The organism is Parasphingorhabdus sp. (assembly GCF_059726685.1).
Genome location: NZ_AP041068.1, coordinates 2,409,680 through 2,436,608 on the forward strand (window position 1 = coordinate 2,409,680; position 26,929 = coordinate 2,436,608).

A 26,929-nucleotide genomic window follows, 5' to 3' on the forward strand; every position below is an offset into this window, starting at 1 on the left:
TAGAATCTAACGGTAACATACCTTCTTTGCGGCGACGATAATCCGATCGCTGTCGATCAGCGCTGCTTTTTCAAGATTGGCGGCATAGGGTAACGGAACGTCTTCGTTTGTCACCCGCGCAACTGGTGCATCGAGATCGTCAAAACCCTCTTCCATACAAACCGCGATAATCTCGCTCGCGATGGAACAGGTCGGCCAGCCTTCCTCGGCAACCACCAGACGGTTGGTTTTTGCCAGACTCTGCAAAACTGTTTCTGTATCCAGCGGACGCAATGTGCGCAGGTCGATGACTTCTGCATCAATACCCTCACCTGCCAGCGTATCGGCAGCTTCAAGCGCCAGACCAACGCCTATCGAATAGCTGACAATTGTAACATCGGCGCCTTCCCGCATGATCCGTGCTTTACCGATTGGCAAAACATAGTCGTCCAAATCCGGAATCTCGAAGGACCGTCCATAAAGCAGCTCGTTTTCAAGAAAAACCACCGGATCGGGACAGCGGATCGCCGCCTTTAACAGCCCTTTGGCATCGGCCGCATCATATGGCGCCATCACAATCAGACCCGGAACACCGGCATACCAGGGCCCATAGTTCTGGCTATGCTGCGCGCCGACACGGGACGCAGCACCATTAGGGCCGCGGAAAACAATAGGACAGCGCATCTGTCCACCAGACATATAATTGGTTTTTGCTGCCGAGTTGATAATCTGATCGATAGCCTGCATCGCAAAGTTGAACGTCATAAATTCAACAATCGGTTTCAGCCCGCCCATAGCTGCACCAGCGCCAATGCCTGCAAAACCGTGCTCAGTAATCGGCGTATCGATCACACGCTTGCTACCAAATTCATCCAGCAGGCCTTGAGTGACCTTGTAGGCGCCCTGATATTCAGCGACCTCCTCACCCATCACAAAGACACTGTCATCCGTGCGCATTTCCTCTGCCATGGCATCACGAAGCGCTTCGCGAACAGTAATGCTGGTCATGGTCGTGCCTTCTGGAACCGCCGGATCATCGGCGCGAGATACCGGCGCCGCTGGAACTGGCTGAACTATTTCCGGCGATGAATCTGACTCAGGCTCCGGTGATACTTCGGGAGCGGAAGACGGCACAGGTGATGCACCTTCCTCCTCATCCTCTCCGGTCATCTCGGCGATCACTGCACCAACCGCGACACCATCTGTACCCTCTACTACAATAATCTTCGAAATCACGCCTTCATCGACTGCTTCAAATTCCATCGTCGCCTTGTCGGTTTCAATCTCTGCCAATATGTCGCCAGAGCTAACCTCGTCACCTTCCTTGACCAGCCATTTGGCCAGTGTGCCTTCTTCCATTGTTGGCGAAAGCGCGGGCATTTTCAGTTCAATCGCCATCAATATTGTCCCACCAGAACGTCAGTATAGAGTTCGGACAATTCGGGTTCCGGGGATTCTTCGGCAAAATCTGCCGCCTCCAGCACAGTCTTGCGCACCTTCTTGTCCAGTGCTTTCAAATCTTCTTCTTTAACCCCTTGCTTCATCAGCATGGCTTTCAGTCTTTCGATCGGGTCCGATTTCTCACGCACATCCTGCACTTCGTCGCGGCTGCGATATTTTGCCGGGTCTGACATGGAGTGGCCGCGGTAGCGATAGGTTTTGAGTTCCATCAACACTGGGCCTTTGCCAGCACGCACATATTTAAGGGCTTCTTCAACAGCACCGCGCACCGCAAGAACGTCCATACCATCCACTTGAACACCCGGGATACGAAAGCTTTCACCGCGACGATATAACTGGTCTTCGGAGGAGGAGCGGTTGACACTGGTGCCCATCGCATATTGGTTATTCTCGATGACGAATATGACGGGCAGCTTCCACAACTCCGCCATGTTGAAGCTTTCATAGACCTGCCCCTGGTTGGATGCACCGTCTCCGAAATAGGCAAGACAGACACCGCCATCTTCCTTGTATTTATGACCAAAGGCCAAACCGGTACCAAGAGAAACCTGCGCACCGACAATGCCGTGCCCGCCATAAAAACCATGTTCAACAGAGAACATGTGCATCGAGCCGCCCTTGCCCTTCGATATACCTGACGCCCGGCCCGTTAGTTCGGCCATGACAATATTCGGATCGATACCGCATGCAAGCATGTGACCATGATCGCGATAGCCGGTAATGACGCTATCCTTGCCCGGTTCAATCGCAGATTGCAGGCCAGTGACCACAGCTTCCTGACCGATATAAAGATGGCAGAAACCGCCAATCAGACCGAGGCCGTACAGCTGCCCCGCCTTTTCTTCAAAACGACGGATGAGCAGCATCTGCTCGTAGAAATCCATAAGCTCAGCTTTACTGGCTTTGTAGATGGGCGTTTTGAGAGCCTGCAAACGGCTGCTTTTTCGTGTCGGAACCTTCTTCGGTGCTGCTTTCGGCGTCCGTTTGGCTGGGCGTTTAACCGGAGCCTTTGCTTTTGATGGGGCTTTCTGGGGAGATTTTGCCACTCTTGCATCTTCCTGTATCTTGGGTTTGCGACACCTTAAACAGATAAGATAAAATTCCCAAGCCTTATACGCCGGAAAACGCTACAAAAAATCCGATAAAGCTCAGAGCTTATTTCAACGGAACGATAATCTCGTCCGGATGCACAAAATTACCCTCTTTACGAAGCAATTCGCCCACCAGGTCGGGATCAGCACCATTAGGATCGAGCAATTTCACACGGTTCTTCAATGCGTCCCGCTCCGATTCCAGAGCGGCAAGCTGTGTTCCGCGCTCATCAAGCGCAGCGCGATATTCGCCCCATGCCAGAACCCCCGTAGGACCAAGCACGGCGTAGCCAGCAATGGCGAGAAGAGTCAGCAGCGCAAAGCCCGGCCCAAGCGCCGCTTTGATCAAACCACCGATTTTCTCTTTATGAGCCATATTTCTCTTGAATCAGAATATTGATTCGCTGGCAAGCGCTTTTACACTTTTATTTCAGGCAGATTTCTTCAAACCGCTGAAGCGTCTCTAAACCGCGTCCAGTTCAGGAAAAAATGGATCGACCTGCATAATGAGCAACCGTATCCAGTTCTTCCTCAATCCGGATCAACTGGTTATATTTCGCAAGCCGGTCAGAACGTGCGAGGCTGCCAGTTTTGATCTGCCCACAATTGGTTGCAACCGCGAGATCGGCAATGGTCGCATCTTCTGTCTCGCCCGAGCGGTGCGACATTACGGCCGTGTAAGAGGCATTATGCGCCGTCCGCACGGCTTCCAGAGTTTCCGACAAGGTGCCAATCTGGTTGACCTTCACCAACAGGCTATTGGCAAGACCATCTTCAATACCCTGTGACAGGCGCGCCGGGTTCGTCACAAACAGATCATCGCCTACCAATTGAACTGTATCGCCCACTGCATCGGTCAAAAGTTTCCAGCCTTCAAAATCATCTTCTGCCATGCCGTCTTCGACCGACTTGATGGGATAATCTTTGCACAGCTCTGCCAGATAGTTCGACATTTCCGCAGGCGACAATATCTTGTCCTCACCTGAGATATGATATTTGCCATCTTTGAAAAACTCGGTTGCCGCGCAATCCAGCGCGAGCACCACTTCATCTCCTGCCTTGAAGCCCGCCTTCTCGATAGACGCCATGACAAAATCCAGCGCATCGCGGGTTGATCCCAAATTGGGTGCAAAGCCGCCTTCATCGCCAACGGCCGTGGCCAGTCCTTTTTCCGACAGGCCTGCTTTCAGTGTGTGGAAAATCTCTGATCCCCAACGCACCGCTTCCGCTAGGCTGCCAGCCCCTACAGGCATGACCATGAATTCCTGAAAGTCTATCGGGTTGTCAGCATGCTCGCCGCCATTGATGATATTCATCATTGGTACGGGCAAGACGCGGGCAGATACACCGCCGACATAACGATAAAGTGGCAATCCTCTCGCGTCAGCAGCTGCTTTGGCGGCTGCAAGGCTGACACCCAATAACGCGTTGGCACCCAAGCGGCTTTTATTTTCCGTCCCATCAAGCTTGATCATGATGGCATCAAGCTCTTCCTGATCTTCTGCATCGATGCCAAGCAACGCTTCGCTCAGCTCTCCGTTAACGGCTTCAATTGCCTTGAGTACGCCCTTGCCAAGATATTTGCTTTTATCGCTATCGCGCAGTTCGACGGCTTCGTAGGCTCCGGTAGATGCCCCGGATGGCACCGCTGCACGCCCGAAACTGCCATCTTCCAAAAGTATATCGACCTCAACTGTCGGATTGCCTCGACTGTCCAGAATCTGGCGAGCGTGAAGATCTAATATAGCGGTCATTTTTTGAGAAGACTCCTGCGGAAGGTTGCGTATCGCAAAGCCCTTATCCTTATGATAGGCTCGTGGCAATAATCAGCTGTTTGTATAACAGTGTCACTTCGGCAATTTACCCTTGAATCATAAGGATTAGACACCATTTAATTTTAAGGGAAAACCGGTCGATAGCTTATCGGCTGCATATTGTTGGCAAGGGTTTTGAGGAAGGAATTTTAATTATGGCCGTCGATCAGGAAAAGAAACCATCAACTCGCAAGACACCGGCGAAAAAACCGGCTGCGAAGAAGCCAGCAACAAAAAAGCCTGCAAGCAAACGGGCGACTGCTAAAAAATCGACACCTGCAAAAGGTGTTGATGTCAAAAAGACGACAAAGGCAAAACCATCTGCTCCCCTGAAGGCTGGAGCAACACGCGCCGCCTCTTCAGAAACCAGTGCGGCAACCGATTTGAAAGACCGTGCCATCAACAAAGCCCGCTCGACCGCGAATGACGGGAAGGCCAAAGCTGGAGAAGCCATTGGCACTTTGAGCGAGATGATCGAGAATAGCGCCAAGACGATCGACGAGAATGTCGGCGAAAAATACGGCGATTATGCGCGATCGGCAGCCGATTCCGTGTCCTCCTTTGCAGAGAAGGTCAATGCAAAAGACGTCGACGAGATGGTCGAGGACGCGCGCGAGTTCGTACGCAAAAAACCCGCCGTCGCGATAGGTGCCGCCGCCGTTGTCGGCTTGCTTGTTGCCCGGCTGATTAAGTCAGGGATGGATGATCGCAGCTAAAGCGGTTATCGTCAAAAAATCAGTTTGATCGGGACGGGTGATAAATATTGGACGACAAGACCGTGGCCATGGAAGATCCGCCGTCACCGCCTGACAAGGTGGCGGAACCGATAGACATGCCTGCTGCCGATGATCAATCGATTAAATCGCAGATTGACGGGTTGGTAGATGATGTCCGCAAATTGGCAGAGGCAGAGCTCGAATATTACCGGGTAAAGCTATCCGTCAACATGGAGGCGACCAGAACCGTTTTGATTCTGTTCAGCGTCGCCGCCATAGTAGGAATAACCGGCTTGGTTACGCTGATTTTGGGCATATTGCTGATATTGTCACATTATTGGGGACCTGTCGCCGCAACAGGCCTGTTGACCGGAAGCGCTTTGCTTGTGACAACAGTCTTGACGAACATGGCAATAAAACGGGCGCGCAAACTACCTATTGATGAAAATGAAGAATGAAAATGACCCAAAAAAATGATGATATATTCAAGCTGCGCAACCTGGCGATTGAGAAAAAGGAAGCGCGGGAGAATCTGAGCGAGGATCTTTCCGAGACAAAAGAACGCCTGCGGCCTGCCAACCTTATTCAGGAAGCGAAGGATAAAGCGCTGGACCGGGTTCAGAAAACCGGCGAAAGCGCTCTCCAGGGCGTGAAAGACAATCCCGGAAAAGTGGCCTCCGTGGCGGCCGCGGCAACATTGTTGGCGCTGCGCAAACCGATCACCAATTATTTTACCAATCGCCGCGCCGATAATGATGGCGCCAAAACCAATGATGCTGAGGAATAAGCCATGAGCAGATTATCCGATAATATTGAAAAGGCGCGCGCCGCGTCCCGGGAACGGCTCGAAATAGCGAAGGAAAAAGCGGGCGAAGGCACTGGCATCGCCCTCGAAAAAATGTCCGAAAGCAAGGAGCGCGCAGCCGCACTGCTCGGTGACGGCAAAGCCAGGGCAGCCGAAGGTGTAGCCGCAACCAGGAAGATGGCCAAAACCGCCGCTGACAAGTCAGAAGAAACAATTACCAAAAGCCCATTGGCAGTCGTCGCCGGCGGCCTGGCGCTGGGTGCACTGGTTGGCTCTCTGCTTCCCAAGAGCAAGGCGGAAACCAAATATGTCGGGGGGGCCGGCAAAAAGCTCAATGAAACCGCCAAAAAAGCCTATGGTGCGGCCAAGGAAGCCGGTCAGGAACAGATTGAAAATCTCGGCCTCGACAAAGACAGCGTTCAGGACCAGATTAAAGATCTGCTTGGCAAAGCCACTGAAGCTGCTAAGAGCGCCGCCGAAGCCGCAGGTGATGCGGTCAAATCGGAAAAATCTGGCAAATAATTGAAGTTGGGGCACATATGAGCGATCGCAGCAAAATGCATCTGGTAATGGGCGGACGGGTCAAGGACCCGCGCGGACTGGACTATGAAAATCTCGACCAGGTTGACCTTGTCGGCGTCTATCCCAGCTACGAAGAAGCAGAAGACGTGTGGCGTTCCAATGCCCAGCGCACGGTGGACGATGCGGAAATGAAATATGTCATCGTACACCTGCACAAATTGCTGGAACCGGAACTTCCCGCCGAAGACTGATTGCGATGACGATCAGGCGTTTTTAAAACGCCATTGCAGCAGGGGCCGGGTGAGCATCAGCCCGGCAACAAAACCGCCAATATGCGCAAAAATCGCGATACCGTTCAGATTACCGCGCGTGGCGACGCCGATCATCAGCTGAATACCGATCCACGCAAGAGTCAGCCACGCAATACGCACGATATGGCCCGGAAATGGCCCGACAGGTTTCACGTCATTGCGCGCAAATAGCAGTGCATAGGCGCCGATAATCGCTGATATCGCTCCGCTGGCACCGACAACCGGGATGACGGAGTCGCCGTTAACCGCAAACTCAGCCAACGCCGCGGCGTAAGCGCCGACAACATAGAGAACTGCCATCAATTGTGGTCCCAGCGCTTGTTCCACAAACCGCCCGCAGAACAACAACATCAGCATATTGAACGCGATATGCATAAGCCCGCCATGCAGGAACGACGATGACATCGGCGTCAGCCAGGCCGGCACCATCCCACTTATGCCGTCAAATTCCGGCAGTCCGTCTCCCAATCGTATAGGGAAAAAGCCCCCACGCAGGATCGCATCCTGTTCCAGACCGGAAATCCAGAGCAACAGGAAGACCACGACATTGGCGATGATCAACCCGTTGGTCAGCTTTCCGTTCGGCAGGTTCATATCATATCAAATCAGATAAACTCGATTTTTTCGAGCAAATAATATTTGTCGCCTGCAGGCACGGTGACCTCAATTTCGTCTCCGATGCTGCGTCCGATGAAAGCGCGTCCGATCGGGCTATTATAGCTGATCTTGCCCACTTTGGCATCAGCTTCCGCCTGGCCAACAAGCTGATATTTGACCGGCTTGTCATCTTCGTCGAGCAGAGTCAAAGTCGCGCCAAATACGGCTTTATCACCCGAAAGAGTCGTTGGATCGATGACCTGCGCACGGCTCAGCTTATCTTCAATGTCGGCAATTGTTGCCTCAACCTGGCCCTGACGCTCTTTTGCGGCGTGATATTCGGCATTTTCCGACAAATCACCATGCGCGCGCGCTTCCTCAATCGCATCAACAATGCGCGGCCGCTCTTCCTTAAGCGCCTTCAGTTCGGCTTCCAGTTTGGCGTGGCCTTCGGCCAGCATCGGTACTTTTTCTACAGCCATTTTTGGCCTTTCTTCCTTCAATTCGCGGCGGTTTTCAGGACCACAGCGTCAAAAATAGTTTCCCGGCGCCCCTCCCTGTGAAGGCTCGCCCGCAGTGTGACAGATTGTCGGGAATTAAGTCTGCGAAGACTTATAATAAGACTGAAGCGCACGAACTTCAAGAGTCTCGTCGCGCATGGCCGATATTGCCTCCATCGCCGCAACACTTGCCGTCGCGGTCGTATAATAGGGAATCTTGCCGTTCAGCGCCCCTGCCCTGATCGATTTGGAGTCTTTCAGCGACTGCCAGCCTTCAGTCGTGTTGAAAATCAGATCAACATCGCCATCGATTATCCGGTCAACAATATGCGGCCTGCCTTCGGCAACCTTGTTGACCTTTTCGACCTTTATGCCCTTCCCAGTCAGGTAATCAGCCGTGCCACTGGTTGCGATCAGCTTGAAACCCAGTTTTTCGGCCAGTCGAGCTGCCGGCTCTATGACCTTCTTGTCGGTCTCTTTGACCGAAACAAACAGGGTTCCTCCGTCGGGCAGATGGTTATTCGCCCCCAATTGTGCCTTGCCAAAGGCAATAGCAAAGCTGTTATCGATGCCCATGACCTCGCCGGTAGACTTCATTTCCGGTGACAGGACCGGGTCAATTCCGGGGAAACGGTTAAACGGGAAGACAGCTTCTTTCACAGCAATATAATCGATATGCCTATCAATTGGTGGCAAGTCCTTGAGTTTCTCTCCAGCCATTACACGCGAGGCAATCTTGGCAATCGGCACGCCAATAGCCTTGGCGACAAATGGCACCGTCCGGCTGGCGCGTGGATTAACCTCGATCAGATAGACTTCGCCGTCTTTCACAGCGAACTGAATGTTCATCAGGCCGCGCACTTTCAGGCCAAGGGCCAGCGCCTCCGCCTGCCGCTCCATTTCCGCAATGATTTCATCGCTGAGATTATAGGGCGGGATGGTGCACGCACTGTCGCCGCTATGGACGCCGGCTTCCTCGATATGCTGAAGCACACCGCAAACAACGACCTGATCGCCGTCACAAATGGCATCGACATCGACTTCCACGGCATCGCGCAGATATTGGTCAACCAGAACAGGCTGATCGCCGGAAACCTGCACGGCAGTATTGATATAATCTTCGAGCTGCGCTGGCCCGTCGACAATCTCCATGGCACGGCCGCCAAGCACGAAACTTGGCCGGATCAGTACCGGATAGCCGATACGTTCAGCGATTTTCACCGCCTCCTCTTCGGTTCGTGCCATGCCGTTATCGGGCTGTTTCAGCTTCAGATCATTGACCAGTTTGGCGAAGCGCTCGCGGTCCTCGGCCAGATCAATGGCATCAGGCGTCGTGCCAAGGATTGGAATTCCCGCATCTTCGAGCGCAGAAGCCAGTTTCAGCGGCGTTTGCCCGCCAAATTGCACAATGACGCCGACTAGTTCGCCCTTGCTCTGCTCTACCGCGAGGATCTCGAGAACATCCTCGGCGGTCAGCGGCTCGAAATAAAGCCGGTCCGACGTATCATAGTCCGTCGAAACCGTTTCCGGGTTGCAATTGACCATGATGGTTTCGAAACCGGCATCGGCCAGCGCAAAACAGGCATGGCAGCAGCAATAGTCAAACTCGATCCCCTGCCCGATCCGGTTGGGTCCGCCGCCCAAAATTACCACTTTCCGGCGATCGGAAGGCTGCGCTTCGTTTTCCGGCTCACCGAAAATCGGCGCTTCATAGGTCGAATACATATAGGGCGTCTTGGCCTCAAACTCCGCCGCACAGGTATCAATCCGCTTGAACACGGGCCGCACGCCCAGCTTGTGACGCAGCTCGCGGACTTCCTTCTCGGTCGTCGCGCCCGCCATGGCGGCAACGGCGTCGTGAACCAGTCCGTGTCCGCCAGCAACCGCGCGCCCTGCCCCGCCCGCGACATGCACGGCATCGACCGCCAGCTTGGCAAGCCGCTCGTCGGAAAAGCCCATGGATTTCAGCTTGCGCAGTGCTTCCGGCCCATTGGGCAGGCCGTTGTCGAGAATATCCTGCTCGGCATCGATAATCTCTCGAATCCGTGCCAAAAACCAGGGATCATAATGAGCGATCTCGTGGATTTCCGTATCGCTAAAGCCCTCGCGCATCGCCTGCGCCGCGACCAATAGGCGATCCGGCGTTGGCCGCGCGAGTTCAGCGGCGACTTCATCCCTAGAAGCCCCCTCGAGAGCCTGCACCCGGTTAAAGCCGTCCAGCCCGGTTTCCAGACCGCGCAACGCCTTTTGCAGCGATTCATGGATATTGCGACCGATGGCCATGACCTCGCCGACGGACTTCATCGCTGTGGCGAGCAATGGCTCCGCACCCTTGAACTTCTCAAAGGCAAAGCGCGGAATTTTGGTGACGACATAGTCGATCGTCGGCTCAAACGATGCCGGAGTTGCGCCAGTAATGTCATTGTCAATTTCATCGAGCGTATAGCCCACCGCCAACTTCGCCGCGACTTTTGCAATCGGGAAGCCGGTGGCCTTGGATGCCAGCGCCGATGAGCGCGAAACACGCGGGTTCATCTCGATAACGACAAGCCGCCCATCCTTCGGATTGACTGCGAACTGTACGTTGGAACCGCCTGTTTCGACTCCGATTTCTCGCAAGACGGCCAAAGAGGCATTGCGCATGATCTGATATTCTTTGTCGGTCAGCGTCAGCGCCGGTGCGACGGTGATCGAGTCCCCGGTATGCACGCCCATCGGGTCGACATTTTCGATCGAACAGATGATGATGCAGTTATCCGCTTTGTCGCGGACAACCTCCATCTCATATTCCTTCCAGCCAATCAGCGATTCATCGATCAGCACCTCATTGGTCGGAGAGGCTTCGAGCGACGTCCGGATATAGTGGATAAATTCTTCGCGGTTATAGGCGACGCCGCCGCCGGTGCCGCCCATGGTAAAGCTGGGCCGCATAATCGCAGGCAGACCGATATCTTCCAGGATTTCCAGCGCCTGCTCTTCGCTATGCGCCACGGCGCTACGCGGGCTTTCCAGCCCGATCTTGTCCATCGCCGTTTTGAACTGTTCGCGATCCTCGGCCTTGTCGATCGCCTTGGCATCGGCACCGATCATCTCAACGCCATATTTGTCGAGCACGCCCATTTTGTTGAGGGAGAGCGCCGTGTTCAGTGCCGTCTGTCCACCCATGGTCGGCAGAATCGCATCGGGGCGTTCCTTCTCGATAATCTTCTCGACAATTTCCGGCGTAATCGGCTCGACATAGGTCGCGTCCGCCATCTCCGGATCGGTCATGATCGTTGCCGGATTGGAGTTGACCAGTATGATCCGGTAGCCCTCTTCTTTCAGAGCCTTGCACGCCTGCGTGCCCGAATAGTCAAACTCGCAAGCCTGCCCGATAATGATCGGTCCAGCGCCAACGATAAGGATGGATTTTATGTCAGTTCTTTTGGGCATTATGCGGGGTTCTCATCGGAAATTGGACCATTTTCATTACAACTGAAGCATCCCCAACCATCATGATCGATGCCGAATTCCTGCTCGATTTCAATATATTTTCTGGTCAATTTGCGCATCGAGTCCTTCTGTGTGTCGGAATGTATCTGGAGTTCAATCTGCCATCCATCTTCATAACGTTCGACTTGTGCTGAACGAAAACCCCATTCCGAAGCTGCGTCTTTAAAACGGCTTAATTTGGCTAACTCGCCAACAAACTGAACATCAATCTCTCGGACGACATGTGGTCGATCGCCGCCATCCAGCATACGATCCAGAATTTCTTGATCGGTTGCCCATTCTTCAGCGAAATGATCTGGATCGACAGCGTCGCTCACCCCAATCCCCCCACAAATTTCTCGAACAGATAGAAACTGTCCTGTGGGCCCGGACTGGCTTCGGGATGATATTGCACACCAAAGGCGCGCTTGCCGGTGATGCTGATGCCGCAATTGCTGCCGTCAAACAGACTTTTATGGGTTTCAACGATGGTGTCCGGGAGCGTTTCGCTGTCCACCGCAAAGCCGTGGTTCATGCTGGTAATTTCAACCAGCCCCTCACTATCATCCCAATCGCCGCCGACCCGCTGCACCGGATGATTGGCGCCGCGATGACCCTGATGCATTTTGACGGTCTTCGCGCCCGCCGCCAGTGCCAGCATCTGGTGACCTAGGCAGATACCGAAGATCGGCATATCCTTGTCGAGCAGCGCCTTGATCACCGGAACCGCATAATCCCCCGTCGCCGCCGGATCGCCGGGGCCATTGGAGAGAAATACGCCCGCAGGCTCCAGCGCCAAAATATCATCAAGTGATGTTTGCGCAGGAACAACAGTGACTTTTGCACCAGCTTTCACAAGATTTCTGAAGATATTCCGCTTAGCGCCAAAGTCCATCGCCACAACATGCGGCCGTGTCTCCATATCCTCCACCGGCGCATAACCGTGGCCCAGTCGCCAGATGCCGCTGTCCCAGATCTTCGTCTGATGGCCAGTCACCTCAACCGCCAGGTCCATGCCTTCCAGTCCAGCCCAGTCGCGGGCTTTGGCGAGCAAGTCATCAATATCAAACTGCCCATCCCGATCATGCGCAATCACCGCATTGGGCGCGCCGGCTTCCCTGATCCGGCGCGTCAATGCCCGTGTATCGACACCAGCCAGGCCAATCCGGCCATTGTCTGTCATCCACTGATCAAACGGCTTGCTGTTACGAAAGCTGCTCGGCTCAGTCACATCTTCACGGACAATGCAGCCCAGCGCATGTGGCACATCTGCCTCGACATCCTCGTCATTGGTGCCGACATTTCCGATATGGGGAAAGGTGAAGGTGACGATCTGTCCGGCATAGCTCGGGTCCGTCATAACCTCCTGATAACCGGTCATCGATGTATTGAAACAGACTTCACCGACCGCAGAGCCGGATGCGCCAAAGCCGCGTCCCCAGATAATAGTGCCATCGGCCAATACCAATATCCCAGTGGCGCCCTTGGGAGCGGCGGGGATGCTGGTGTCGGTCATGGGCATTGTCCTTATCTATGGCGGGAGCCGCATGCTCCTGCGCTTCAAGCAAATTTCGCCGTGCCTAGGTGTAGTTTTTTACCGTCACAATCTATGAAAAAAAATAAGTTGCGGCTATGTTGGTAGCTTATTCCAAAATTACGGGGAACGCTATGATTCGCGATGACGTGAAAGCGGCACAAATTGCGGCTATGAAAGCCGGCGACAAGGATCGCACAGCCGCGACACGGGCCATGCTGGCCAAGATCAAGGACAAGGATATCGAGCTGCGCACCAAGGACAGCAAGCTTGATGACGATATCATGGTGACCGATGTTCTGCAGAAAATGGCAAAGCAACGCCGCGAATCGATTGAGATGTTCGAATCAGGTGGCCGCGATGAATTGGCCAAGGGCGAGAAGATGGAACTTGCCGTGATCGAGGAATTCCTGCCCGCGCAGCTGAGCGAAACCGATACGGCGGCGTTGATTGACGGTATCAAGACAGAACTTGGCGCAGAATCGATAAAAGATATGGGTCGCGTAATGGCGGAACTCAAATCCCGCCACGGCAGCGAAATCGACATGAGCAAGGCTAGCGGTCTGGTGAAGGCTGCGCTCTCCTGATGAAGGAAAGCTTGTGGCAGCGCTATCTCAAATGGCGGCTGCGCAATGTTGAAATTGTGGAATGCGATGACAATGGCCTGACTCACCGTTTTCGGAAGAAAACGGCCCATTTGCGGTGGGATGATATCGAAAAGGTCCATGCGTTCAAACGGGATCTGGTAACCATCGATTGTGTATGTTTGGCTTTCACCTCCAAAGATGGCATTATCGAGATAGCGGAGGATGCCGAGGGATATTCAGAAGTTTTGGAAAGGTTGGAAAATCATCTTGGCGTAACGCCTGAATGGATGTTGACCGTCATGTTCCCGGCATTTGAACCCAATCTCACGCAAATTTATCCGATGGCCGACGCCTCATGACTCTGTCTCCCCAATGGCTTGATGAACTGCGCAGCCGGACGACATTGTCCACGCTGATTGGCCGGACGGTGAAGGTCCAGAAGGCAGGACGCGAGTTTAAGGCCTGTTGCCCGTTTCATAACGAGAAAACGCCAAGTTTCACGATCAACGACGAAAAAGGCTTCTACCATTGCTTTGGTTGCGGCGCGCATGGAGATGCCATCCGATGGATGACGGACCAGCGCGGCCTCAGCTTTATGGATGCGGTGAAGGATTTGGCGGCCGAGGCACAGATGGAAGTCCCTGCCCCCGATCCGCGGGCCGCGCAGCGCCAGGAAGCCCGGGCGACATTACATGACGTCATGGCGGCAGCACAGGATTGGTTCGTTACGCAGTTTAACGGGATTGAAGGCGCGGCCGCTCGTGAATATCTGAAAAATCGCGGTATCTCCGAGAACACCATCCGCGAATTTGGTTTTGGTTTCGCGCCGGATTCGCGTGGTCGGCTCAAGGAAGCGCTCTCAGCTCATGGTGTCGATCAACTGGTCGAGGCGGGCCTGCTCATAAAAGTCGACGATCGTGATCCTTATGATCGCTTTCGCGGCCGACTGATGATCCCCATCCGCGATCCACGGGGTCGGGTTATTGCCTTTGGTGGCCGGATATTGGGCGATGGTGAGCCCAAATATCTCAACTCGCCTGATACGCCCCTGTTCGATAAAGGTCGTACACTTTACAATCTCGACAAGGCCTCACCGGCATCCCGTCAAACCGGACGGATATTGGTCGTGGAAGGCTATATGGATGCCATTGCACTGGCCCAGGCCGGTTTCGAGGACGTCGTCGCACCGCTGGGCACCGCGCTGACAGAACATCAGATCGAACGGATATGGAAAATGGTGGAGGCACCGATCCTCTGCTTTGACGGGGATAATGCGGGTCAAAAAGCCGCCATGCGGGCTGCCTTGCGGGCCTTGCCGATATTGCGGCCGTCCCACAGCCTGAACTTCATCGCGCTGCCGGCAGGGCAAGACCCTGATGACTTGCTGCGATCAGAAGGACCACAAGCATTTGCAGCTTTAATCGACCAACCACAAATGCTCGGCGACAAGATATGGCAAGTGGAATTTGAGGCCGAACCGCTCAACACGCCGGAAACCAAGGCAGGCCTGAAAAAACGACTATCCGATCATGTCCGTGATATAGCCGATCAGGATATCGCGCAGCATTACCGCCAGGATTTTCAACAGCGATATGAAGAGGCCTTTTTCAGAAGGCGTGACAACGCCCCAGGTCAGAAACAGTTTGCACGTTCGAAAGGCGGTTTCAAATCTCAATATGTTTCGTTCAAGCCAATGGACGATACCAAGTCCGTTTTGATCGATGGCCATGACCTGCGTATTGCAAAAGCGATTTTGGGCGGCCTGATCCGCCACCCTTCCCAGATTTCCAAGCATTTTGAAGAACTAACCGTGCTGCGGTTGGCCGATTCGCAGATGCAGGCATTGCTATCGGAGTTGATACATGCGGCAATGAGCAAAGAAATGCTTGATATGCAGGGCCTTCTTACCATATTGGAACAGACAGATTGTTATAATGTCGCAAAAGGGCTGTTACGGGCCGATGCGCTGAATTTCACTTTCAACCGCAAACTGCCAGATAATGCCCCGTCGGACGATATCGAACGGGCGCAGAATGATTTGGCAGAAGCGATTAAGGTAATCACTGCGCGACCGGGACTGGAAGCGGCTTTGGCGGAGGCAACACGGCGGGTGCAGGATAATCTCGATGAAGAAAGCTATGCGGAGCAACAAAGATTGCGGCAGGCAAAGCAGGAATTTCATGACAGATTAGTTGAACTCACCCAGGTCGATGACATCGTGTGAATTGTGTGAACTTTGAAGATTAGTTTTTAAAAATAAGGGCCCTGAGACTTGGCAAGCAAAGCAAAAAAACCAGCGGTAACAGAAGATGCGCCGCTCATTGACATGAATGAGTCCGGTATCAAAAAACTTCTCACGAAGGCAAAGAAACGAGGCTACCTGACCTACGACGAATTGAACGAAGCCATGCCGCAGGACCAGATGTCCAGCGAGCAAATCGAAGATGTGATGTCGTCCATATCCGATATGGGCGTGAAGATTGTCGAAAATGATGACGAAGCTGCCGAGGAAATGGGCGGCGATGAAGTCGAGTCCATCGACGGTTCCGACAAGGATAAGAAAACAACCACCGCTGCCGCGCCGAAAAAAGCAGCTGGCGACCGCACCGATGATCCGGTGCGCATGTATCTGCGCGAAATGGGCGCTGTCGAACTGCTCAGCCGCGAAGGTGAAATTGCCATTGCCAAGCGTATCGAGGCCGGCCGGGATACAATGATCTGGGGCCTTTGTGAAAGCCCGACAACCTTTAATGCGATTATTGAATGGTCCACTGCCCTTAATGATGGCGAGATGCAGCTGCGCGAAATACTCGACCTTGATGCGATGCTGTCAAAAGATCCTGTGCCGGAAAATCTTGAAGACGAAGATGATGATGACGGCGAAATCAGCGAAAAAACGGCAGGCCCGTCTTTCAAGGATGATGACGAGGTTGAAGACGAACCGGAAGCAGCCGAAGGCGAAGGTGACGATGAAGACGAATTGACCGAACGTCGGACCAAGCGCGTTGTCGAAGAAGAGGAAGAAGATAATACGCTTTCTCTAGCGCAGATGGAAGAAGCCCTGAAACCAGAGGCTCTCGAAAAATTCGCAACCATCACCTCCGTATTCAAGAAATTCTCGAAATTGCAGAACACCCGCATGGAAGCCTTTGCGGTTGGTGATGATTTCCCTGCGGCGTCAGAGAAAAAATATCATAACCTGCGTGAAGAACTCACCGCTTTGGTCGAAAGCGTCCAATTTCATGCCAACAAGATCGAATTTCTGGTTGACCAACTTTACTCGTTCAACCGCCGGTTGACGGCGCTGGGCGGCCAGATGCTGAGGCTTGCAGAGCGGCACAAGGTACCGCGCCGAGCCTTTTTGGAAGGCTATGTCGGCCATGAACTGGATGACGGCTGGCTGGCCAGCATGGCCAAAACCGACAAGAAATGGGCGGCCTTTGCAGAAAAGGAAGCAGTATCTGTTGAACGGATTCGCGCAGAAATCTCCGATATATCGGCCGCAACCGGAACATCGCTCGGCGAATTCCGCCGTATCGTCAACATGGTCCAAAAGGGTGAGCGCGAGGCGCGCATTGCCAAGAAAGAAATGGTCGAAGCCAATTTGAGGCTCGTTATTTCCATCGCGAAAAAATATACCAACCGCGGCCTGCAGTTTCTCGATCTGATCCAGGAAGGCAATATCGGCCTCATGAAAGCGGTTGATAAGTTTGAGTATCGCCGCGGATATAAATTCTCGACCTATGCAACATGGTGGATTCGTCAGGCGATTACCCGATCAATTGCCGATCAGGCGCGGACGATTCGTATTCCGGTCCATATGATTGAAACGATCAACAAGCTGGTCCGCACCTCACGCCAGTTCCTCCACGAGCAGGGCCGTGAGCCGACTCCTGAAGAAATGGCAGAGCGTCTGTCCATGCCGCTTGAAAAAGTGCGCAAGGTCATGAAGATCGCGAAAGAACCGATCAGCCTGGAAACACCAATTGGTGATGAAGAAGATTCGCATCTGGGTGACTTTATTGAAGATAAGAATGCGATCATTCCTGTGGACGCCGCCATTCAGGCGAATCTCAAAGAGACTGTGACACGGGTGTTGGCAAGCCTGACACCGCGTGAAGAGCGGGTTTTGCGGATGCGTTTCGGCATTGGCATGAATACCGATCACACACTGGAAGAAGTCGGGCAGCAGTTTAGCGTGACCCGGGAACGTATTCGCCAAATTGAGGCAAAGGCATTGCGGAAACTGAAACATCCAAGCCGCAGCCGGAAAATGCGCAGCTTCCTGGATCAATAAAACTCGGTTTTCCGGGGTTTTCGACCATTTCTATACTATGGTTTGCACTTAGCTAACGCGGCGTAAACCGGGTATTTAGGTTTATGCGCTAATCACGAGTTGTAACGCGATTTGCCGGGCATCAAACGTCAGGCAAGTCACCGGGAACTCTAACGTGATGTGAGCGCAATGCCAGAAACCAGTTTAATACCATCCGCGCGACCATCTTTGGTGGACCATGTCGCCGAACATGGCACGCAATCTGCCAGCTATATTGAAACGATCGAGAGCGATTTCACGGCGTTAAGCGGTGCGGATATTGCCGATATCGCTCATTTTCTTTGCGTTTTGCACGGCCGCCACCCCGGCGTGGTCGATCATGCCGCAACCAAGACCGCTGATGTTGTCGCCCGCGAATGGCTTGTGGAAGCGATGGACGGTTTTTCCGCCGAACGCGCTTTTCTGACAACTTTGACTGTCGCCGCCGGACCGATATCGGGCGTGCGCACTGAAGACCAGAGCAATGCAACGGTGCTCGCCCAGCGCAAGGCGCTTGAGATGCTCTCACAGTCTGACCGCAACGGCTGTGCCCTGGGTGCATCCTTTGCCCTTGTTCTGGATTGGCAAGCTATCCGGCCATTGCTTGAAAAGGTCGCCGTAAAACTGAGTATAGAACCCAGAAAAGCGATTTTACCTTCAGCGGAAGCAACGCGTGTTCTAAATACTGAACTGTCGCAATCCAGTGCGGTTGAGCGCGCAATCAATTTTGGCGTAGATCAGATATTGACTCAACATCGCGGCCTTTGGCAGCTGCTTGAAGCCCGCAAGAATGCGCGTAACGCAAGCTGACCGGCAACATCGCGCATTTGTTTGATTAACTAAATGATTAACTTGCCTCAAAACGGCCTTTTCCCTATCGCTATTCCATTGACGTTTACGGCAAGGGAATATGGAATATGCGTTTTGACGGTACCAAAGATTATGTAGCAACCGATGATTTGAAGGTTGCGGTCAACGCTGCCGTGACGCTTCGGCGCCCATTGCTTGTAAAAGGCGAGCCCGGCACCGGTAAAACCGTTCTTGCACATGAAATTGCCAAGGCTACTGGCGCGCCATTGATTGAATGGAATGTAAAGTCCACCACGAAGGCTCATCAGGGTCTTTACGAATATGATGCGGTTGCGCGGCTTCGCGATGGTCAGTTGGGCGATGAGCGTGTCCATGATATCTCCAACTACATCCGCCGAGGTAAACTCTGGGAAGCCTTTACCAGTAAGGAATTGCCGGTCCTGCTGATTGACGAGATTGACAAGGCGGACATCGAATTTCCCAACGATTTGTTGCAGGAACTCGATCGCATGGAATTCCATGTTTACGAAACGAAAGAAACCATCAAGGCCGCGGAACGGCCGATTGTGGTGATCACGTCCAACAATGAAAAAGAATTGCCCGACGCCTTCCTGCGCCGCTGCTTCTTCCACTATATCAAATTCCCGGATCGCGAGACGATGCAGGAAATTATCAACGTCCATTTCCCTGATATTCAAGGGGTTTTGGTCAAAAAAGCGATGGATATTTTCTACGATGTTCGGGAAGTTCCAGGCCTGAAAAAGAAACCGAGCACTTCGGAGTTACTCGACTGGCTGAAGCTTTTGCTTTCTGAAGACATGCCTCTTGAAGTGTTGCAATCGCAGGACCCAAGCAAAGCCATTCCGCCACTGCACGGGGCCTTGCTCAAGAATGAGCAGGACGTCATGCTGTTCGAACGCCTGGCATTCATGGCGAAACGCGAAGCGCGTTAAACGGAGCGAACCAGATGTTCTTCAACTTCATGGACGAGCTAAGAGCAGCGGGAATAACCGCTTCGCTTAAAGAACATCTGGTGCTTTTGGAGGCGCTGGACAAGGAAGTTATCCAAAGCCGTCCGGAAGAATTCTATTATCTGTCTCGAGCAACTTTTGTTAAAGATGAAGGACTTCTGGATCGCTTCGACCAAGTATTCTCAAAGGTTTTCAAGGGTATTGAAACCAGTTACGGGATGCAGGAAGAAGATATTCCGCTCGACTGGCTGAAAGCCGTTGCGGAAAAATATCTGTCCGAAGAAGAAATGGCCGAAGTCAAAAAACTTGGCAACTGGGACGAGATCATGGAGACGCTGAAAGAGCGTCTTGCCGAGCAGGAAAAACGCCATGAAGGCGGCAGCAAATGGATCGGCACCGGTGGTACTTCTCCTTACGGTAACAGCGGCTTTAACCCCGAAGGTGTCCGGATCGGTGGTGAAGGCGGTCAAAAGAAAGCCATCAAGGTTTGGGACAAGCGCGAGTTTCAGAATCTCGACAACACCAAGCAACTTGGCACACGGAACATCAAGGTCGCCCTGCGGCGGTTGCGGAGATTTGCCCGTGAAGGATCTGCCGACGAGCTGGATATCAACAGCACCATCAATGGAACCGCCAAGAAGGGCTGGCTCGATATCCATATGCGCCCTGAGCGACACAATGCAGTGAAGCTGCTTTTGTTTCTTGATGTAGGCGGATCGATGGATCCTTTTATCAAGCTGTGCGAAGAACTTTTTTCCGCTGCGACTACCGAATTCAAGAATCTCGAATTTTTCTATTTTCATAATTGCGTTTATGAAGGTGTGTGGAAGGACAATCGCCGGCGTTTCTCAGAACGGACAAATACATGGGATATCCTCCATAAATATGGCCATGACTATAAGCTGATTTTTGTCGGTGACGCGTCAATGAGCCCTTATGAAATCACGCATCCCGGCGGTTCCGTCGAGCATTTTAACGAGGAAGCCGGCGTGACCTGGCTTAATCGGATGACCAATACTTATCCCGCGACCGCTTGGTTAAATCCGGTACCGGAAAAGCAATGGGGTTATTCTCAGAGTGTCAAAATCGTCAAGGAATTGATGAATGACCGTATGTACCCGCTGACGCTGGAAGGTTTGAGCGACGCTATGAAGGAATTGACCCGCAAACACGGGTCATAAAGCGCTACGCTTCAACCGCCAGCAAGGTTGTTCCCTGGTATTTTTCAGCCGCTGCATCAAAAAGGTCCGATGGTTCAAACTGCCGATCTTCGACCACCACCTCTTTCAGGCCTGAAAGTTTAAACGTGCCTAATTTCAACTCGCGAGGCGGTTGCCCTTCCCTCTCGATCGTGACGGCATCAACATGCATCTCATCATGACGAGTATAGAGAATATGCGGCGCAAGGGTAACCTGCATTTTGTTATAAGTGGCAGTCACACATTTTTTCAGCGCAACGCCTTCCAAAAATTCTTTGTTTGGTAGCATGGCTGCAAGATATCAAAAATAGAGGACCACGCAACAGAAATGTTGCATTGCAACATTGCCTAAACCGGCCAACTCACTTTCGAATATCTCTTACATATGGTAAGATTTCGCAGAGGAGGTCTCCCATGCATAAAATATTCCTGCCCCTGACACTGCCGCTATTAGCCGCAACTGGCCCGGCAAATGCAGCTCCCAACCCCGCCAAATGTTTGGATATTGTCGAAAATATTGACTTCGACAAAACAGACAAACCAAAGATGCGTACGCTCGACAGAGAAGCGCCCGCAGCAATAATTGCTGCGGTTGACCGGCGGGTGGATAATTGCCCAGTGCTTGTGGTGCTGGATGACCAACTGGCTGGCGAGCCGCGCTGGACCGCTCCTGAAACCCCGCCGATAGCAAAGAGGCTTCCGGCCTTAGGGCGTTAGGATATCAGTAAATCAGATGATCCTTTAACATCTGTCCCCACATCCGCTCCTCAGGAGCAGCTATGGCTTCCAGATCGTTGGCGATTGCCGATGGATTATCAATCCATTCGCGTAGCGCAGGGCCGCCATTGATTACATCAAAGGCTAGCTTCCCTTCCTCATATTCATAAGCAAAGTCCCGCCATAGTTCGTACCCGAAGTAGAGCTTGCTGATGGCTTTCAGCGCCAGCGCCTGCAATCGCCATGGACGGAAAGCAGCGTGATCGTAAAATGGGCCCTCCGCATGAATCTGGACGCCATTACAAAGCAATCCGACATGTTTATGGAAAGTTGGTTCAAACCAGCATTCTCTTAACGCGCAGCCTTCCAGCCATTGCGGCGCCTTGCGCTGCATTTCGGCAATAACCGCTTTGGCATCGATGTCTGGTGCGCCAAAAAGCTCCAATGGACGCGTTGTTCCACGCCCTTCCGATAATGTCGTTCCCTCCAGCATGACGGTGCCGGCATAGGCCCGCGCCATTGACAGGTTCGGTGCATTGGGACTGGGATTGATCCAAACGCGATCGGTCGGCCAACCGAAGCCTGGGCCCTCTGGCTGCCACCCCTGCATTTCAATCACGCGATATTCGACATCAAGATTGAAATGGCTGATAAACCAGGCGCCCATTTCTCCCAGGGTAAGGCCATGGCGCATCGGCATTGGCGCAGCACCGACAAAGCTCTCCCAACCTTCTTCCAGCATCATGCCTTCTATGGGGCGACCGGCGGGATTGGGGCGATCAAGTACCCACACGGTTTTGTTCTGCTCCGCGGCTGCTTCCAACATGTACAGCAGAGTCGTAATGAAGGTATAAATCCGGCAACCCAGGTCTTGCAGGTCGATGATCAGAACATCAAACGTACTCATCGCTTGGCCCGTTGGTCGGCGGGAATCTCCATACAGGCTGAACACTGGAATTTCGTGAACTGGATCCACATAGTCCGGCGATTCAATCATGTTGTCCTGCTTGTCACCACGCAGACCATGTTGCGGGCCAAAAGCGGCGGTGAGATTGATATCGTCACACCGCGCCAAGGCATCGAGCGAGTGAGTTAGGTCTTCGGTGACAGAGGCGGGATGAGCCAATAGTGCCACCCGTTTACCGGCAAGCGGCGCTCGCAATTCCGGCTCGGCGAGAAGTCGATCAATTCCAAATTTCATAAATTACCTGCTGCCTTCAGTTGATGTGAAAAGCAATCTTTGTGATGGAAATCCGGCTTTCCCGGAGGATGAGACAAAGCCCAATAGGATTTAGGGCCGCTATTTTCGGCTATTACAGCCGAAAAGGATGCGTTGAGGGGTACTTCCCCCCAGATATCCGGCAACCCCAGTGTGATTTCAACAGCGACATGAGAATCGCCTAGATCAAGAAAGATATCCGGCTTTTTGGGCAATTGCAGATGCCTCATGCCATCGCGGTAGTCGGAAAACTGGTAGGCAGCCCATCGACTGGATGGCGAAAAGTTAAACTCGCAATATCTCTTGGCCGACGATTCCTGCAGGAACAGCTCGAAACAGGTGGTTTGCCAAAGTCCGTCAGTTCGCTGAGCTTCGGTCCACTCCGGCAGATCAAGATCGTGAAGCAGGCCTTCAGCATGATATCTCAGCCACAGGCTTTCGTGATCCTTCCATTCATAGGTCAGTGAAATTTCGTCCACCACAGAGACAGGCGTCAAAGGATGGCATTGCAGGTCTAAACGCATATTGCGAGTTTCCTCTGCTGCATGTAACGAACCACTCCATGACCAATTATCAATCTGATCTCCTCCGCTTACTGAATGATCGCGGCTATATCCACCAATTAACCGATGCGGACGGGTTGGATGCTGCTGCATCCAAGACGATTATACCTGGATATATCGGATTTGATGCGACGGCACCCTCTCTGCACGTCGGTAGTCTGGTCCAGATCATGATGCTGCGCCGTATGCAACAGGCTGGCCACAAACCGATTGTGGTCATGGGCGGCGGCACAACCAAAGTGGGTGATCCTTCTGGCAAAGACGAGAGCCGGAAGATGCTCAGTGCGGAAGATATTGATGAGAATATCGCGAGCATCAGGCGGATTTTCGACAACTTCCTGACATTTGGCGATGGTCCGACCGATGCAGTGATGATCAACAATGCTGATTGGCTTGATGCCCTGCAATATGTTGATTTTCTGCGTGATATCGGACCGCATTTCACGATCAACCGGATGTTGACATTCGACTCGGTAAAGCTCCGTCTCGACAGGGAGCAACCCCTCACCTTCCTGGAATTTAACTACATGATTCTTCAGGCATATGATTTTCTGGAACTGTCCCGGCGTAACGAGTGCCGGCTGCAGCTGGGCGGGTCTGACCAATGGGGCAACATTGTAAACGGTATTGAGCTCACGCGGCGTATTGACGGCAAACAATTATTTGGTCTGACAACACCGTTGATTACCACCGCCGATGGCGGAAAGATGGGCAAAACAGCCAGCGGAGCCGTGTGGCTGAATGCTGACCAGCTTGCTCCCTACGACTACTGGCAATTTTGGCGCAATACACAGGATGCGGATGTTGGCCGGTTTTTGAAACTTTTCACCGACATTGATCTTGATGAAATCGCCCGGCTCGAAGCTTTGCAAGGTTCCGAGATAAACGAGGCCAAGAAAATCCTTGCCGATGCAGCAACGGCCATGGCCCATGGCCAAGATGCGGCGAGAGATGCGGCGAACACGGCCCAACAGACGTTCGAGCAAGGCAATGCGGGCGGCGATCTGCCGGTTTTTGAAGTGGCCGACAGTGAAATTTCTATCCTCAACGCATTAGTGAGCATTGGTTTTTGTGCATCCAAGGGCGAGGCTAAACGGATGGTCGCAGGCGGCGGTGCGCGCATTGATGATGAACCCATCAAGGATGCGGGCGCGATGATCGCTGTAGCGGGCGACGATATCAAAATTTCCGCCGGTAAGAAGAAGCACGGTCTTTTGCGACGCGCAGTATAAAAGTGCGGATTTTTGTGACGCTGGTTTACCTTTTATTGGGGAAATTAGGTTAATTAAGGGTTTCATCAATCGACGGAGCGTCCTTAATGCCAAGCGTATCGAACAAAAAAATGCCCGAATTACGCCGCGCAACGCGTTTTCCGGTTGATTTCGAAACGATTTGCGAAACCCGCAAGGATGGTGAGTTTTCTGTTAAACTGAGCAACATTTCCGCTCATGGCTGTCAGTTTATTCACGAGGTTGAACTCAACAAGGGTGACCGTGTTGTCGTTCGCCTTCCCATAGCAGGCCGTATCGAGGCATTTCTGGTATGGTCCCATAGTGGGCGTTCCGGTTTTGAGTTTGAGCGCGTCATCCGCGAGCCGGATTTTGTAGCTCTGCTTGATCAGATCGGACATTCCGAACCAGGCCCGGCCTAGCCGCTGCGGATCAAGCTGACACCCCAATCTCTTTCAAACAGATATAGCGCGATACGAGCGGCCTGACCGCGCTCGCTGCTAAGTCCGCCGTCCCTGTCCAGCAACAGCCGCGCATCATCTGTCGCCGCCGAAATCAGTTGCGATATCTGATCCGGCGTGGCTATCCGAAAGCCGGCATCACCGGATTGCCGCGTACCCAGTAATTCGCCCGCGCCGCGCAACCGTAGATCTTCTTCGGCGATCTTGAAACCGTCATTGGTCTCGCGCAGCAAAGTCAATCGAGCCCGGGCCGTTTCGCTGAGAGTATCGCCGCGCAACAGCAGGCAGTTGGATTTGAGATCCCCCCTTCCCACACGGCCGCGTAACTGATGCAATTGCGCCAAGCCGAAACGATCGGCAGCTTCGATGATCATCAGGCTGGCATTGGGTACATCGACGCCAACTTCAATGACAGTAGTCGCCACCAGAAGCCGGGTTTCGCCGCGCTGGAATTTTTCCATCACGGCGTCTTTCTCAGGCCCTTTCATGCGCCCGTGAACAAGTCCGACCTGATCGCCAAATCGCAGTTTCAGGGCGGCCGCGCGCTCTTCTGCGGCAGCCAGATCGCTTTTCTCGCTCTCTTCCACCAAAGGACAGACCCAATAGGCCTGACCGCCGCCCGCGATATGGCGACCGAGTCCGTCTACCACTTCAGGCAAGCGGCCATCTGAAATAACCCGTGTTTCGATGGCCTGACGCCCTGGCGGCAGTTCATCAATCCGCGACACATCCATCTCGCCATATTGGCTGAGCGTTAGCGTCCGCGGTATCGGCGTGGCTGTCATGGCCAGAAGATGCGGCGTATTTTCCGCTTTTTGGGTGAGCATCAAGCGCTGCGAAACGCCAAATTTATGCTGTTCATCGATAATCGCCACCGCGAGCTTCTTATACTGCACCTTCTCCTGAAAAATCGCGTGCGTACCAACCAAAATGTCGATCGAACCATCGGCAAGCCCCATCAGGGTAGACTCGCGAACCTTTCCCTTGTCACGCCCCGTCAGGATCGCAAGATTAACAGGGAGCCCGGTGAGAAGCTTTTGCAGTCCTTCAAAATGCTGCCGTGCCAGAATTTCCGTCGGCGCCAGAAAGGCGCCCTGATAGCCGGCCTCAACCGCGCTGAGTAATGCCATCAAACCAACCAATGTTTTCCCTGACCCCACATCACCCTGTAAAAGCCGAAGCATTGGCGACGATTGTGCCAGATCGCCTTCAATTTCCGATATGCACCGCTTTTGCGCGCCGGTCAGCTCGAAAGGCAGCTTGATCTGATCCCGCAGGCGCCCGTCGCCTTGGATCGGAATGCCTTTCTTGCGGCGATTGCTTGCGCGGACAAGCATGAAAGCCAGTTGATTGGCAAAAATCTCGTCATAGGCGAGTCGGTCGATATTTTCGGCATCTTCCCGGCTGTGCAGAGATACAATGCTTTCCCGCCAACCTTCCCATTTCTTGGACTCGAGCAGGCTTGGCTCAATCCACTCAGCCAGCTGCGGAGCCATATCCACGGCTTGCGTGACCAGCTGCCCCATCCGCTTATTACCCAGACCATCAGACAGCGGATAAATCGGCTCAACCAGCGCAATGTCCTTTTCTTCCGCCAATTCCAGCACATCAGGATGCAGCATCTGCAGCTCGTCGCCATAGCGCTCCAGCTTGCCCGAGATGATTTTGCTTTCCCCGAGCGGCAGCAATTTCTTTGGCCAACCGGTGTTCCGTCCAAAAAAGGTCAGGCTGATATAATTACCCTGCGCGTCAGTCGCCTGCACACGAAACGGGCTTCGCGGTCCGCCGCTCCGATAGTCTGTCGGCGTCACTTCCGCGATAATCGTCAGGCCGACATCCGCATCGTCCAGCTCCTGCACCCGTTTGCGCCGCATCCAATAGCTCGGTTTATGATAGAGCAGGTCCTTCACACGCGTCAGGCGCAGTTTCTCCAGTGGCTTGGCAAGCGCTTTGCCAACACCTTTGAGCGACTGTGTTTCGCCAAATAATGGATTGAGTATCTCGGGCCGCATGTCTATCCGCCTTATACGCAAGCGGGATCAATATACCAGACACAG

At 53.2% G+C, this 26,929-nt stretch carries 28 protein-coding genes; 15 read left to right on the forward strand and 13 right to left on the reverse strand.

Annotated features, from left to right (window positions below):
- Positions 1–6: 6 nt before the first annotated feature.
- The 4 genes from AC6I9Z_RS11950 to eno all read right to left on the reverse strand — a co-directional run bounded on the left by AC6I9Z_RS11950 (position 7) and on the right by eno (position 4,285).
- Positions 7–1,377, reverse strand: coding sequence for a pyruvate dehydrogenase complex E1 component subunit beta (locus AC6I9Z_RS11950; protein ID WP_461456045.1), 1,371 nt, complete (start codon positions 1,375–1,377; stop codon positions 7–9).
- Positions 1,377–2,372 carry a pyruvate dehydrogenase (acetyl-transferring) E1 component subunit alpha gene (gene pdhA, locus AC6I9Z_RS11955; protein WP_461456909.1) on the reverse strand — a complete coding sequence of 332 codons (996 nt, stop codon included), beginning with the start codon at positions 2,370–2,372 and terminating at the stop codon, positions 1,377–1,379. The genes AC6I9Z_RS11950 and pdhA overlap by 1 nt, the downstream gene beginning before the upstream one ends.
- A gap of 223 nt (positions 2,373–2,595) precedes the next feature.
- On the reverse strand, positions 2,596–2,907 hold the full coding sequence (locus AC6I9Z_RS11960; protein WP_109356915.1) for an FtsB family cell division protein: 312 nt from the start codon (positions 2,905–2,907) through the stop codon (positions 2,596–2,598).
- 103 nt (positions 2,908–3,010) lie between these two features.
- Positions 3,011–4,285, reverse strand: a complete 1,275-nt coding sequence (gene eno / locus AC6I9Z_RS11965; protein WP_461456046.1) for a phosphopyruvate hydratase — start codon at positions 4,283–4,285, stop codon at positions 3,011–3,013.
- A 215-nt stretch (positions 4,286–4,500) separates the two neighbouring features.
- On the opposite strand from eno, the gene AC6I9Z_RS11970 reads away from it, so the two are divergent.
- From AC6I9Z_RS11970 to AC6I9Z_RS11990, 5 genes are read left to right on the forward strand one after another with little or no spacing between them, the layout of a single operon-like run.
- Positions 4,501–5,061: a hypothetical protein gene (locus AC6I9Z_RS11970; protein ID WP_461456047.1), complete on the forward strand. Its 561-nt coding sequence runs from the start codon at positions 4,501–4,503 to the stop codon at positions 5,059–5,061.
- A gap of 47 nt (positions 5,062–5,108) precedes the next feature.
- A complete protein-coding gene (locus AC6I9Z_RS11975) occupies positions 5,109–5,519 on the forward strand; it encodes a phage holin family protein (protein ID WP_461456048.1) in 411 nt (136 codons plus the stop codon).
- Positions 5,520–5,521: 2 nt separating this feature from the next.
- Positions 5,522–5,848 carry a hypothetical protein gene (locus AC6I9Z_RS11980; RefSeq protein ID WP_461456049.1) on the forward strand — a complete coding sequence of 109 codons (327 nt, stop codon included), beginning with the start codon at positions 5,522–5,524 and terminating at the stop codon, positions 5,846–5,848.
- A 3-nt stretch (positions 5,849–5,851) separates the two neighbouring features.
- Positions 5,852–6,388: a hypothetical protein gene (locus tag AC6I9Z_RS11985; protein ID WP_461456050.1), complete on the forward strand. Its 537-nt coding sequence runs from the start codon at positions 5,852–5,854 to the stop codon at positions 6,386–6,388.
- Between the two features lie 17 nt (positions 6,389–6,405).
- Positions 6,406–6,639, forward strand: a complete 234-nt coding sequence (locus AC6I9Z_RS11990; RefSeq protein WP_109356910.1) for a DUF4170 domain-containing protein — start codon at positions 6,406–6,408, stop codon at positions 6,637–6,639.
- A 12-nt stretch (positions 6,640–6,651) separates the two neighbouring features.
- Here the strand turns inward: AC6I9Z_RS11990 and AC6I9Z_RS11995 are convergent, their stop codons facing one another.
- The 5 genes from AC6I9Z_RS11995 to carA form a co-directional block, all read right to left on the reverse strand.
- The gene (locus AC6I9Z_RS11995; protein WP_461456051.1) at positions 6,652–7,293 is read right to left on the reverse strand and encodes a rhomboid family intramembrane serine protease; all 642 of its coding nucleotides are present in this window, start codon (positions 7,291–7,293) and stop codon (positions 6,652–6,654) included.
- Between the two features lie 11 nt (positions 7,294–7,304).
- Positions 7,305–7,778 carry a transcription elongation factor GreA gene (gene greA / locus AC6I9Z_RS12000; RefSeq protein ID WP_109356908.1) on the reverse strand — a complete coding sequence of 158 codons (474 nt, stop codon included), beginning with the start codon at positions 7,776–7,778 and terminating at the stop codon, positions 7,305–7,307.
- Positions 7,779–7,892: 114 nt separating this feature from the next.
- Complete coding sequence (gene carB / locus AC6I9Z_RS12005; protein ID WP_461456052.1) at positions 7,893–11,228, reverse strand: carbamoyl-phosphate synthase large subunit; 3,336 nt, start codon at positions 11,226–11,228, stop codon at positions 7,893–7,895.
- Complete coding sequence (locus AC6I9Z_RS12010; RefSeq protein ID WP_461456053.1) at positions 11,228–11,605, reverse strand: ribonuclease E inhibitor RraB; 378 nt, start codon at positions 11,603–11,605, stop codon at positions 11,228–11,230. The genes carB and AC6I9Z_RS12010 overlap by 1 nt, the downstream gene beginning before the upstream one ends.
- A complete protein-coding gene (gene carA, locus AC6I9Z_RS12015; RefSeq protein WP_461456054.1) occupies positions 11,602–12,783 on the reverse strand; it encodes a glutamine-hydrolyzing carbamoyl-phosphate synthase small subunit in 1,182 nt (393 codons plus the stop codon). Before carA ends, AC6I9Z_RS12010 begins: the two co-directional genes overlap by 4 nt.
- A gap of 152 nt (positions 12,784–12,935) precedes the next feature.
- On the opposite strand from carA, the gene AC6I9Z_RS12020 reads away from it, so the two are divergent.
- The 7 genes from AC6I9Z_RS12020 to AC6I9Z_RS12050 all read left to right on the forward strand — a co-directional run bounded on the left by AC6I9Z_RS12020 (position 12,936) and on the right by AC6I9Z_RS12050 (position 20,665).
- Entirely contained in the window at positions 12,936–13,388 is a 453-nt protein-coding gene (locus tag AC6I9Z_RS12020; RefSeq protein WP_461456055.1) for a GatB/YqeY domain-containing protein, read from the forward strand.
- Positions 13,388–13,747, forward strand: a complete 360-nt coding sequence (locus tag AC6I9Z_RS12025; RefSeq protein WP_461456056.1) for a hypothetical protein — start codon at positions 13,388–13,390, stop codon at positions 13,745–13,747. Before AC6I9Z_RS12020 ends, AC6I9Z_RS12025 begins: the two co-directional genes overlap by 1 nt.
- Positions 13,744–15,612 carry a DNA primase gene (gene dnaG / locus AC6I9Z_RS12030; RefSeq protein WP_461456057.1) on the forward strand — a complete coding sequence of 623 codons (1,869 nt, stop codon included), beginning with the start codon at positions 13,744–13,746 and terminating at the stop codon, positions 15,610–15,612. Before AC6I9Z_RS12025 ends, dnaG begins: the two co-directional genes overlap by 4 nt.
- A gap of 102 nt (positions 15,613–15,714) precedes the next feature.
- On the forward strand, positions 15,715–17,685 hold the full coding sequence (gene rpoD / locus AC6I9Z_RS12035; RefSeq protein ID WP_254054447.1) for an RNA polymerase sigma factor RpoD: 1,971 nt from the start codon (positions 15,715–15,717) through the stop codon (positions 17,683–17,685).
- Between the two features lie 168 nt (positions 17,686–17,853).
- A complete protein-coding gene (locus tag AC6I9Z_RS12040) occupies positions 17,854–18,513 on the forward strand; it encodes a DUF6975 family protein (RefSeq protein WP_461456911.1) in 660 nt (219 codons plus the stop codon).
- 107 nt (positions 18,514–18,620) lie between these two features.
- Positions 18,621–19,466 carry an AAA family ATPase gene (locus tag AC6I9Z_RS12045; protein ID WP_109356899.1) on the forward strand — a complete coding sequence of 282 codons (846 nt, stop codon included), beginning with the start codon at positions 18,621–18,623 and terminating at the stop codon, positions 19,464–19,466.
- A 14-nt stretch (positions 19,467–19,480) separates the two neighbouring features.
- Positions 19,481–20,665, forward strand: coding sequence for a vWA domain-containing protein (locus AC6I9Z_RS12050; RefSeq protein WP_461456058.1), 1,185 nt, complete (start codon positions 19,481–19,483; stop codon positions 20,663–20,665).
- Between the two features lie 4 nt (positions 20,666–20,669).
- On the opposite strand, the gene AC6I9Z_RS12055 is transcribed toward AC6I9Z_RS12050, so the two are convergent.
- The gene (locus tag AC6I9Z_RS12055; protein ID WP_109356897.1) at positions 20,670–20,972 is read right to left on the reverse strand and encodes a hypothetical protein; all 303 of its coding nucleotides are present in this window, start codon (positions 20,970–20,972) and stop codon (positions 20,670–20,672) included.
- Positions 20,973–21,097: 125 nt separating this feature from the next.
- Between AC6I9Z_RS12055 and AC6I9Z_RS12060 the strand changes: the two genes are divergently transcribed.
- On the forward strand, positions 21,098–21,400 hold the full coding sequence (locus tag AC6I9Z_RS12060; protein WP_461456059.1) for a hypothetical protein: 303 nt from the start codon (positions 21,098–21,100) through the stop codon (positions 21,398–21,400).
- A gap of 4 nt (positions 21,401–21,404) precedes the next feature.
- Here the strand turns inward: AC6I9Z_RS12060 and AC6I9Z_RS12065 are convergent, their stop codons facing one another.
- Both AC6I9Z_RS12065 and AC6I9Z_RS12070 read right to left on the reverse strand, forming a co-directional pair.
- Positions 21,405–22,601 carry an exo-beta-N-acetylmuramidase NamZ family protein gene (locus tag AC6I9Z_RS12065; RefSeq protein WP_461456060.1) on the reverse strand — a complete coding sequence of 399 codons (1,197 nt, stop codon included), beginning with the start codon at positions 22,599–22,601 and terminating at the stop codon, positions 21,405–21,407.
- Positions 22,598–23,143, reverse strand: coding sequence for a DOMON-like domain-containing protein (locus tag AC6I9Z_RS12070; protein ID WP_461456061.1), 546 nt, complete (start codon positions 23,141–23,143; stop codon positions 22,598–22,600). The genes AC6I9Z_RS12065 and AC6I9Z_RS12070 overlap by 4 nt, the downstream gene beginning before the upstream one ends.
- A gap of 38 nt (positions 23,144–23,181) precedes the next feature.
- Here AC6I9Z_RS12070 and tyrS point away from each other — a divergent pair, with 38 nt between their 5' ends.
- Positions 23,182–24,414, forward strand: coding sequence for a tyrosine--tRNA ligase (tyrS, locus tag AC6I9Z_RS12075; RefSeq protein WP_461456062.1), 1,233 nt, complete (start codon positions 23,182–23,184; stop codon positions 24,412–24,414).
- Positions 24,415–24,500: 86 nt separating this feature from the next.
- Positions 24,501–24,833, forward strand: coding sequence for a PilZ domain-containing protein (locus AC6I9Z_RS12080; RefSeq protein ID WP_461456063.1), 333 nt, complete (start codon positions 24,501–24,503; stop codon positions 24,831–24,833).
- Here the strand turns inward: AC6I9Z_RS12080 and recG are convergent.
- Complete coding sequence (gene recG / locus AC6I9Z_RS12085) at positions 24,830–26,884, reverse strand: ATP-dependent DNA helicase RecG (RefSeq protein ID WP_461456064.1); 2,055 nt, start codon at positions 26,882–26,884, stop codon at positions 24,830–24,832. The genes AC6I9Z_RS12080 and recG overlap by 4 nt on opposite strands.
- Positions 26,885–26,929: the final 45 nt, after the last annotated feature.

Coding starts and splice junctions, on each gene's coding strand:
- AC6I9Z_RS12020 (WP_461456055.1), top strand. CDS start 12,936: ATGATTCGCGATGACGTGAAAGCGGCACAAATTGCGGCTATGAAAGCC.
- AC6I9Z_RS11980 (WP_461456049.1), top strand. CDS start 5,522: ATGACCCAAAAAAATGATGATATATTCAAGCTGCGCAACCTGGCGATT.
- recG (WP_461456064.1), bottom strand. CDS start 26,884: ATGCGGCCCGAGATACTCAATCCATTATTTGGCGAAACACAGTCGCTC.
- AC6I9Z_RS11970 (WP_461456047.1), top strand. CDS start 4,501: ATGGCCGTCGATCAGGAAAAGAAACCATCAACTCGCAAGACACCGGCG.
- tyrS (WP_461456062.1), top strand. CDS start 23,182: ATGACCAATTATCAATCTGATCTCCTCCGCTTACTGAATGATCGCGGC.
- AC6I9Z_RS11985 (WP_461456050.1), top strand. CDS start 5,852: ATGAGCAGATTATCCGATAATATTGAAAAGGCGCGCGCCGCGTCCCGG.
- AC6I9Z_RS12045 (WP_109356899.1), top strand. CDS start 18,621: ATGCGTTTTGACGGTACCAAAGATTATGTAGCAACCGATGATTTGAAG.
- dnaG (WP_461456057.1), top strand. CDS start 13,744: ATGACTCTGTCTCCCCAATGGCTTGATGAACTGCGCAGCCGGACGACA.
- AC6I9Z_RS12055 (WP_109356897.1), bottom strand. CDS start 20,972: ATGCTACCAAACAAAGAATTTTTGGAAGGCGTTGCGCTGAAAAAATGT.
- rpoD (WP_254054447.1), top strand. CDS start 15,715: ATGAATGAGTCCGGTATCAAAAAACTTCTCACGAAGGCAAAGAAACGA.
- AC6I9Z_RS12070 (WP_461456061.1), bottom strand. CDS start 23,143: ATGCGTTTAGACCTGCAATGCCATCCTTTGACGCCTGTCTCTGTGGTG.
- AC6I9Z_RS12060 (WP_461456059.1), top strand. CDS start 21,098: ATGCATAAAATATTCCTGCCCCTGACACTGCCGCTATTAGCCGCAACT.
- AC6I9Z_RS12040 (WP_461456911.1), top strand. CDS start 17,854: ATGCCAGAAACCAGTTTAATACCATCCGCGCGACCATCTTTGGTGGAC.
- AC6I9Z_RS12080 (WP_461456063.1), top strand. CDS start 24,501: ATGCCAAGCGTATCGAACAAAAAAATGCCCGAATTACGCCGCGCAACG.
- eno (WP_461456046.1), bottom strand. CDS start 4,285: ATGACCGCTATATTAGATCTTCACGCTCGCCAGATTCTGGACAGTCGA.
- greA (WP_109356908.1), bottom strand. CDS start 7,778: ATGGCTGTAGAAAAAGTACCGATGCTGGCCGAAGGCCACGCCAAACTG.
- AC6I9Z_RS12065 (WP_461456060.1), bottom strand. CDS start 22,601: ATGAAATTTGGAATTGATCGACTTCTCGCCGAGCCGGAATTGCGAGCG.
- AC6I9Z_RS12050 (WP_461456058.1), top strand. CDS start 19,481: ATGTTCTTCAACTTCATGGACGAGCTAAGAGCAGCGGGAATAACCGCT.
- carA (WP_461456054.1), bottom strand. CDS start 12,783: ATGACCGACACCAGCATCCCCGCCGCTCCCAAGGGCGCCACTGGGATA.
- AC6I9Z_RS11990 (WP_109356910.1), top strand. CDS start 6,406: ATGAGCGATCGCAGCAAAATGCATCTGGTAATGGGCGGACGGGTCAAG.
- carB (WP_461456052.1), bottom strand. CDS start 11,228: ATGCCCAAAAGAACTGACATAAAATCCATCCTTATCGTTGGCGCTGGA.
- AC6I9Z_RS12025 (WP_461456056.1), top strand. CDS start 13,388: ATGAAGGAAAGCTTGTGGCAGCGCTATCTCAAATGGCGGCTGCGCAAT.
- AC6I9Z_RS11960 (WP_109356915.1), bottom strand. CDS start 2,907: ATGGCTCATAAAGAGAAAATCGGTGGTTTGATCAAAGCGGCGCTTGGG.
- AC6I9Z_RS11950 (WP_461456045.1), bottom strand. CDS start 1,377: ATGGCGATTGAACTGAAAATGCCCGCGCTTTCGCCAACAATGGAAGAA.
- AC6I9Z_RS11995 (WP_461456051.1), bottom strand. CDS start 7,293: ATGAACCTGCCGAACGGAAAGCTGACCAACGGGTTGATCATCGCCAAT.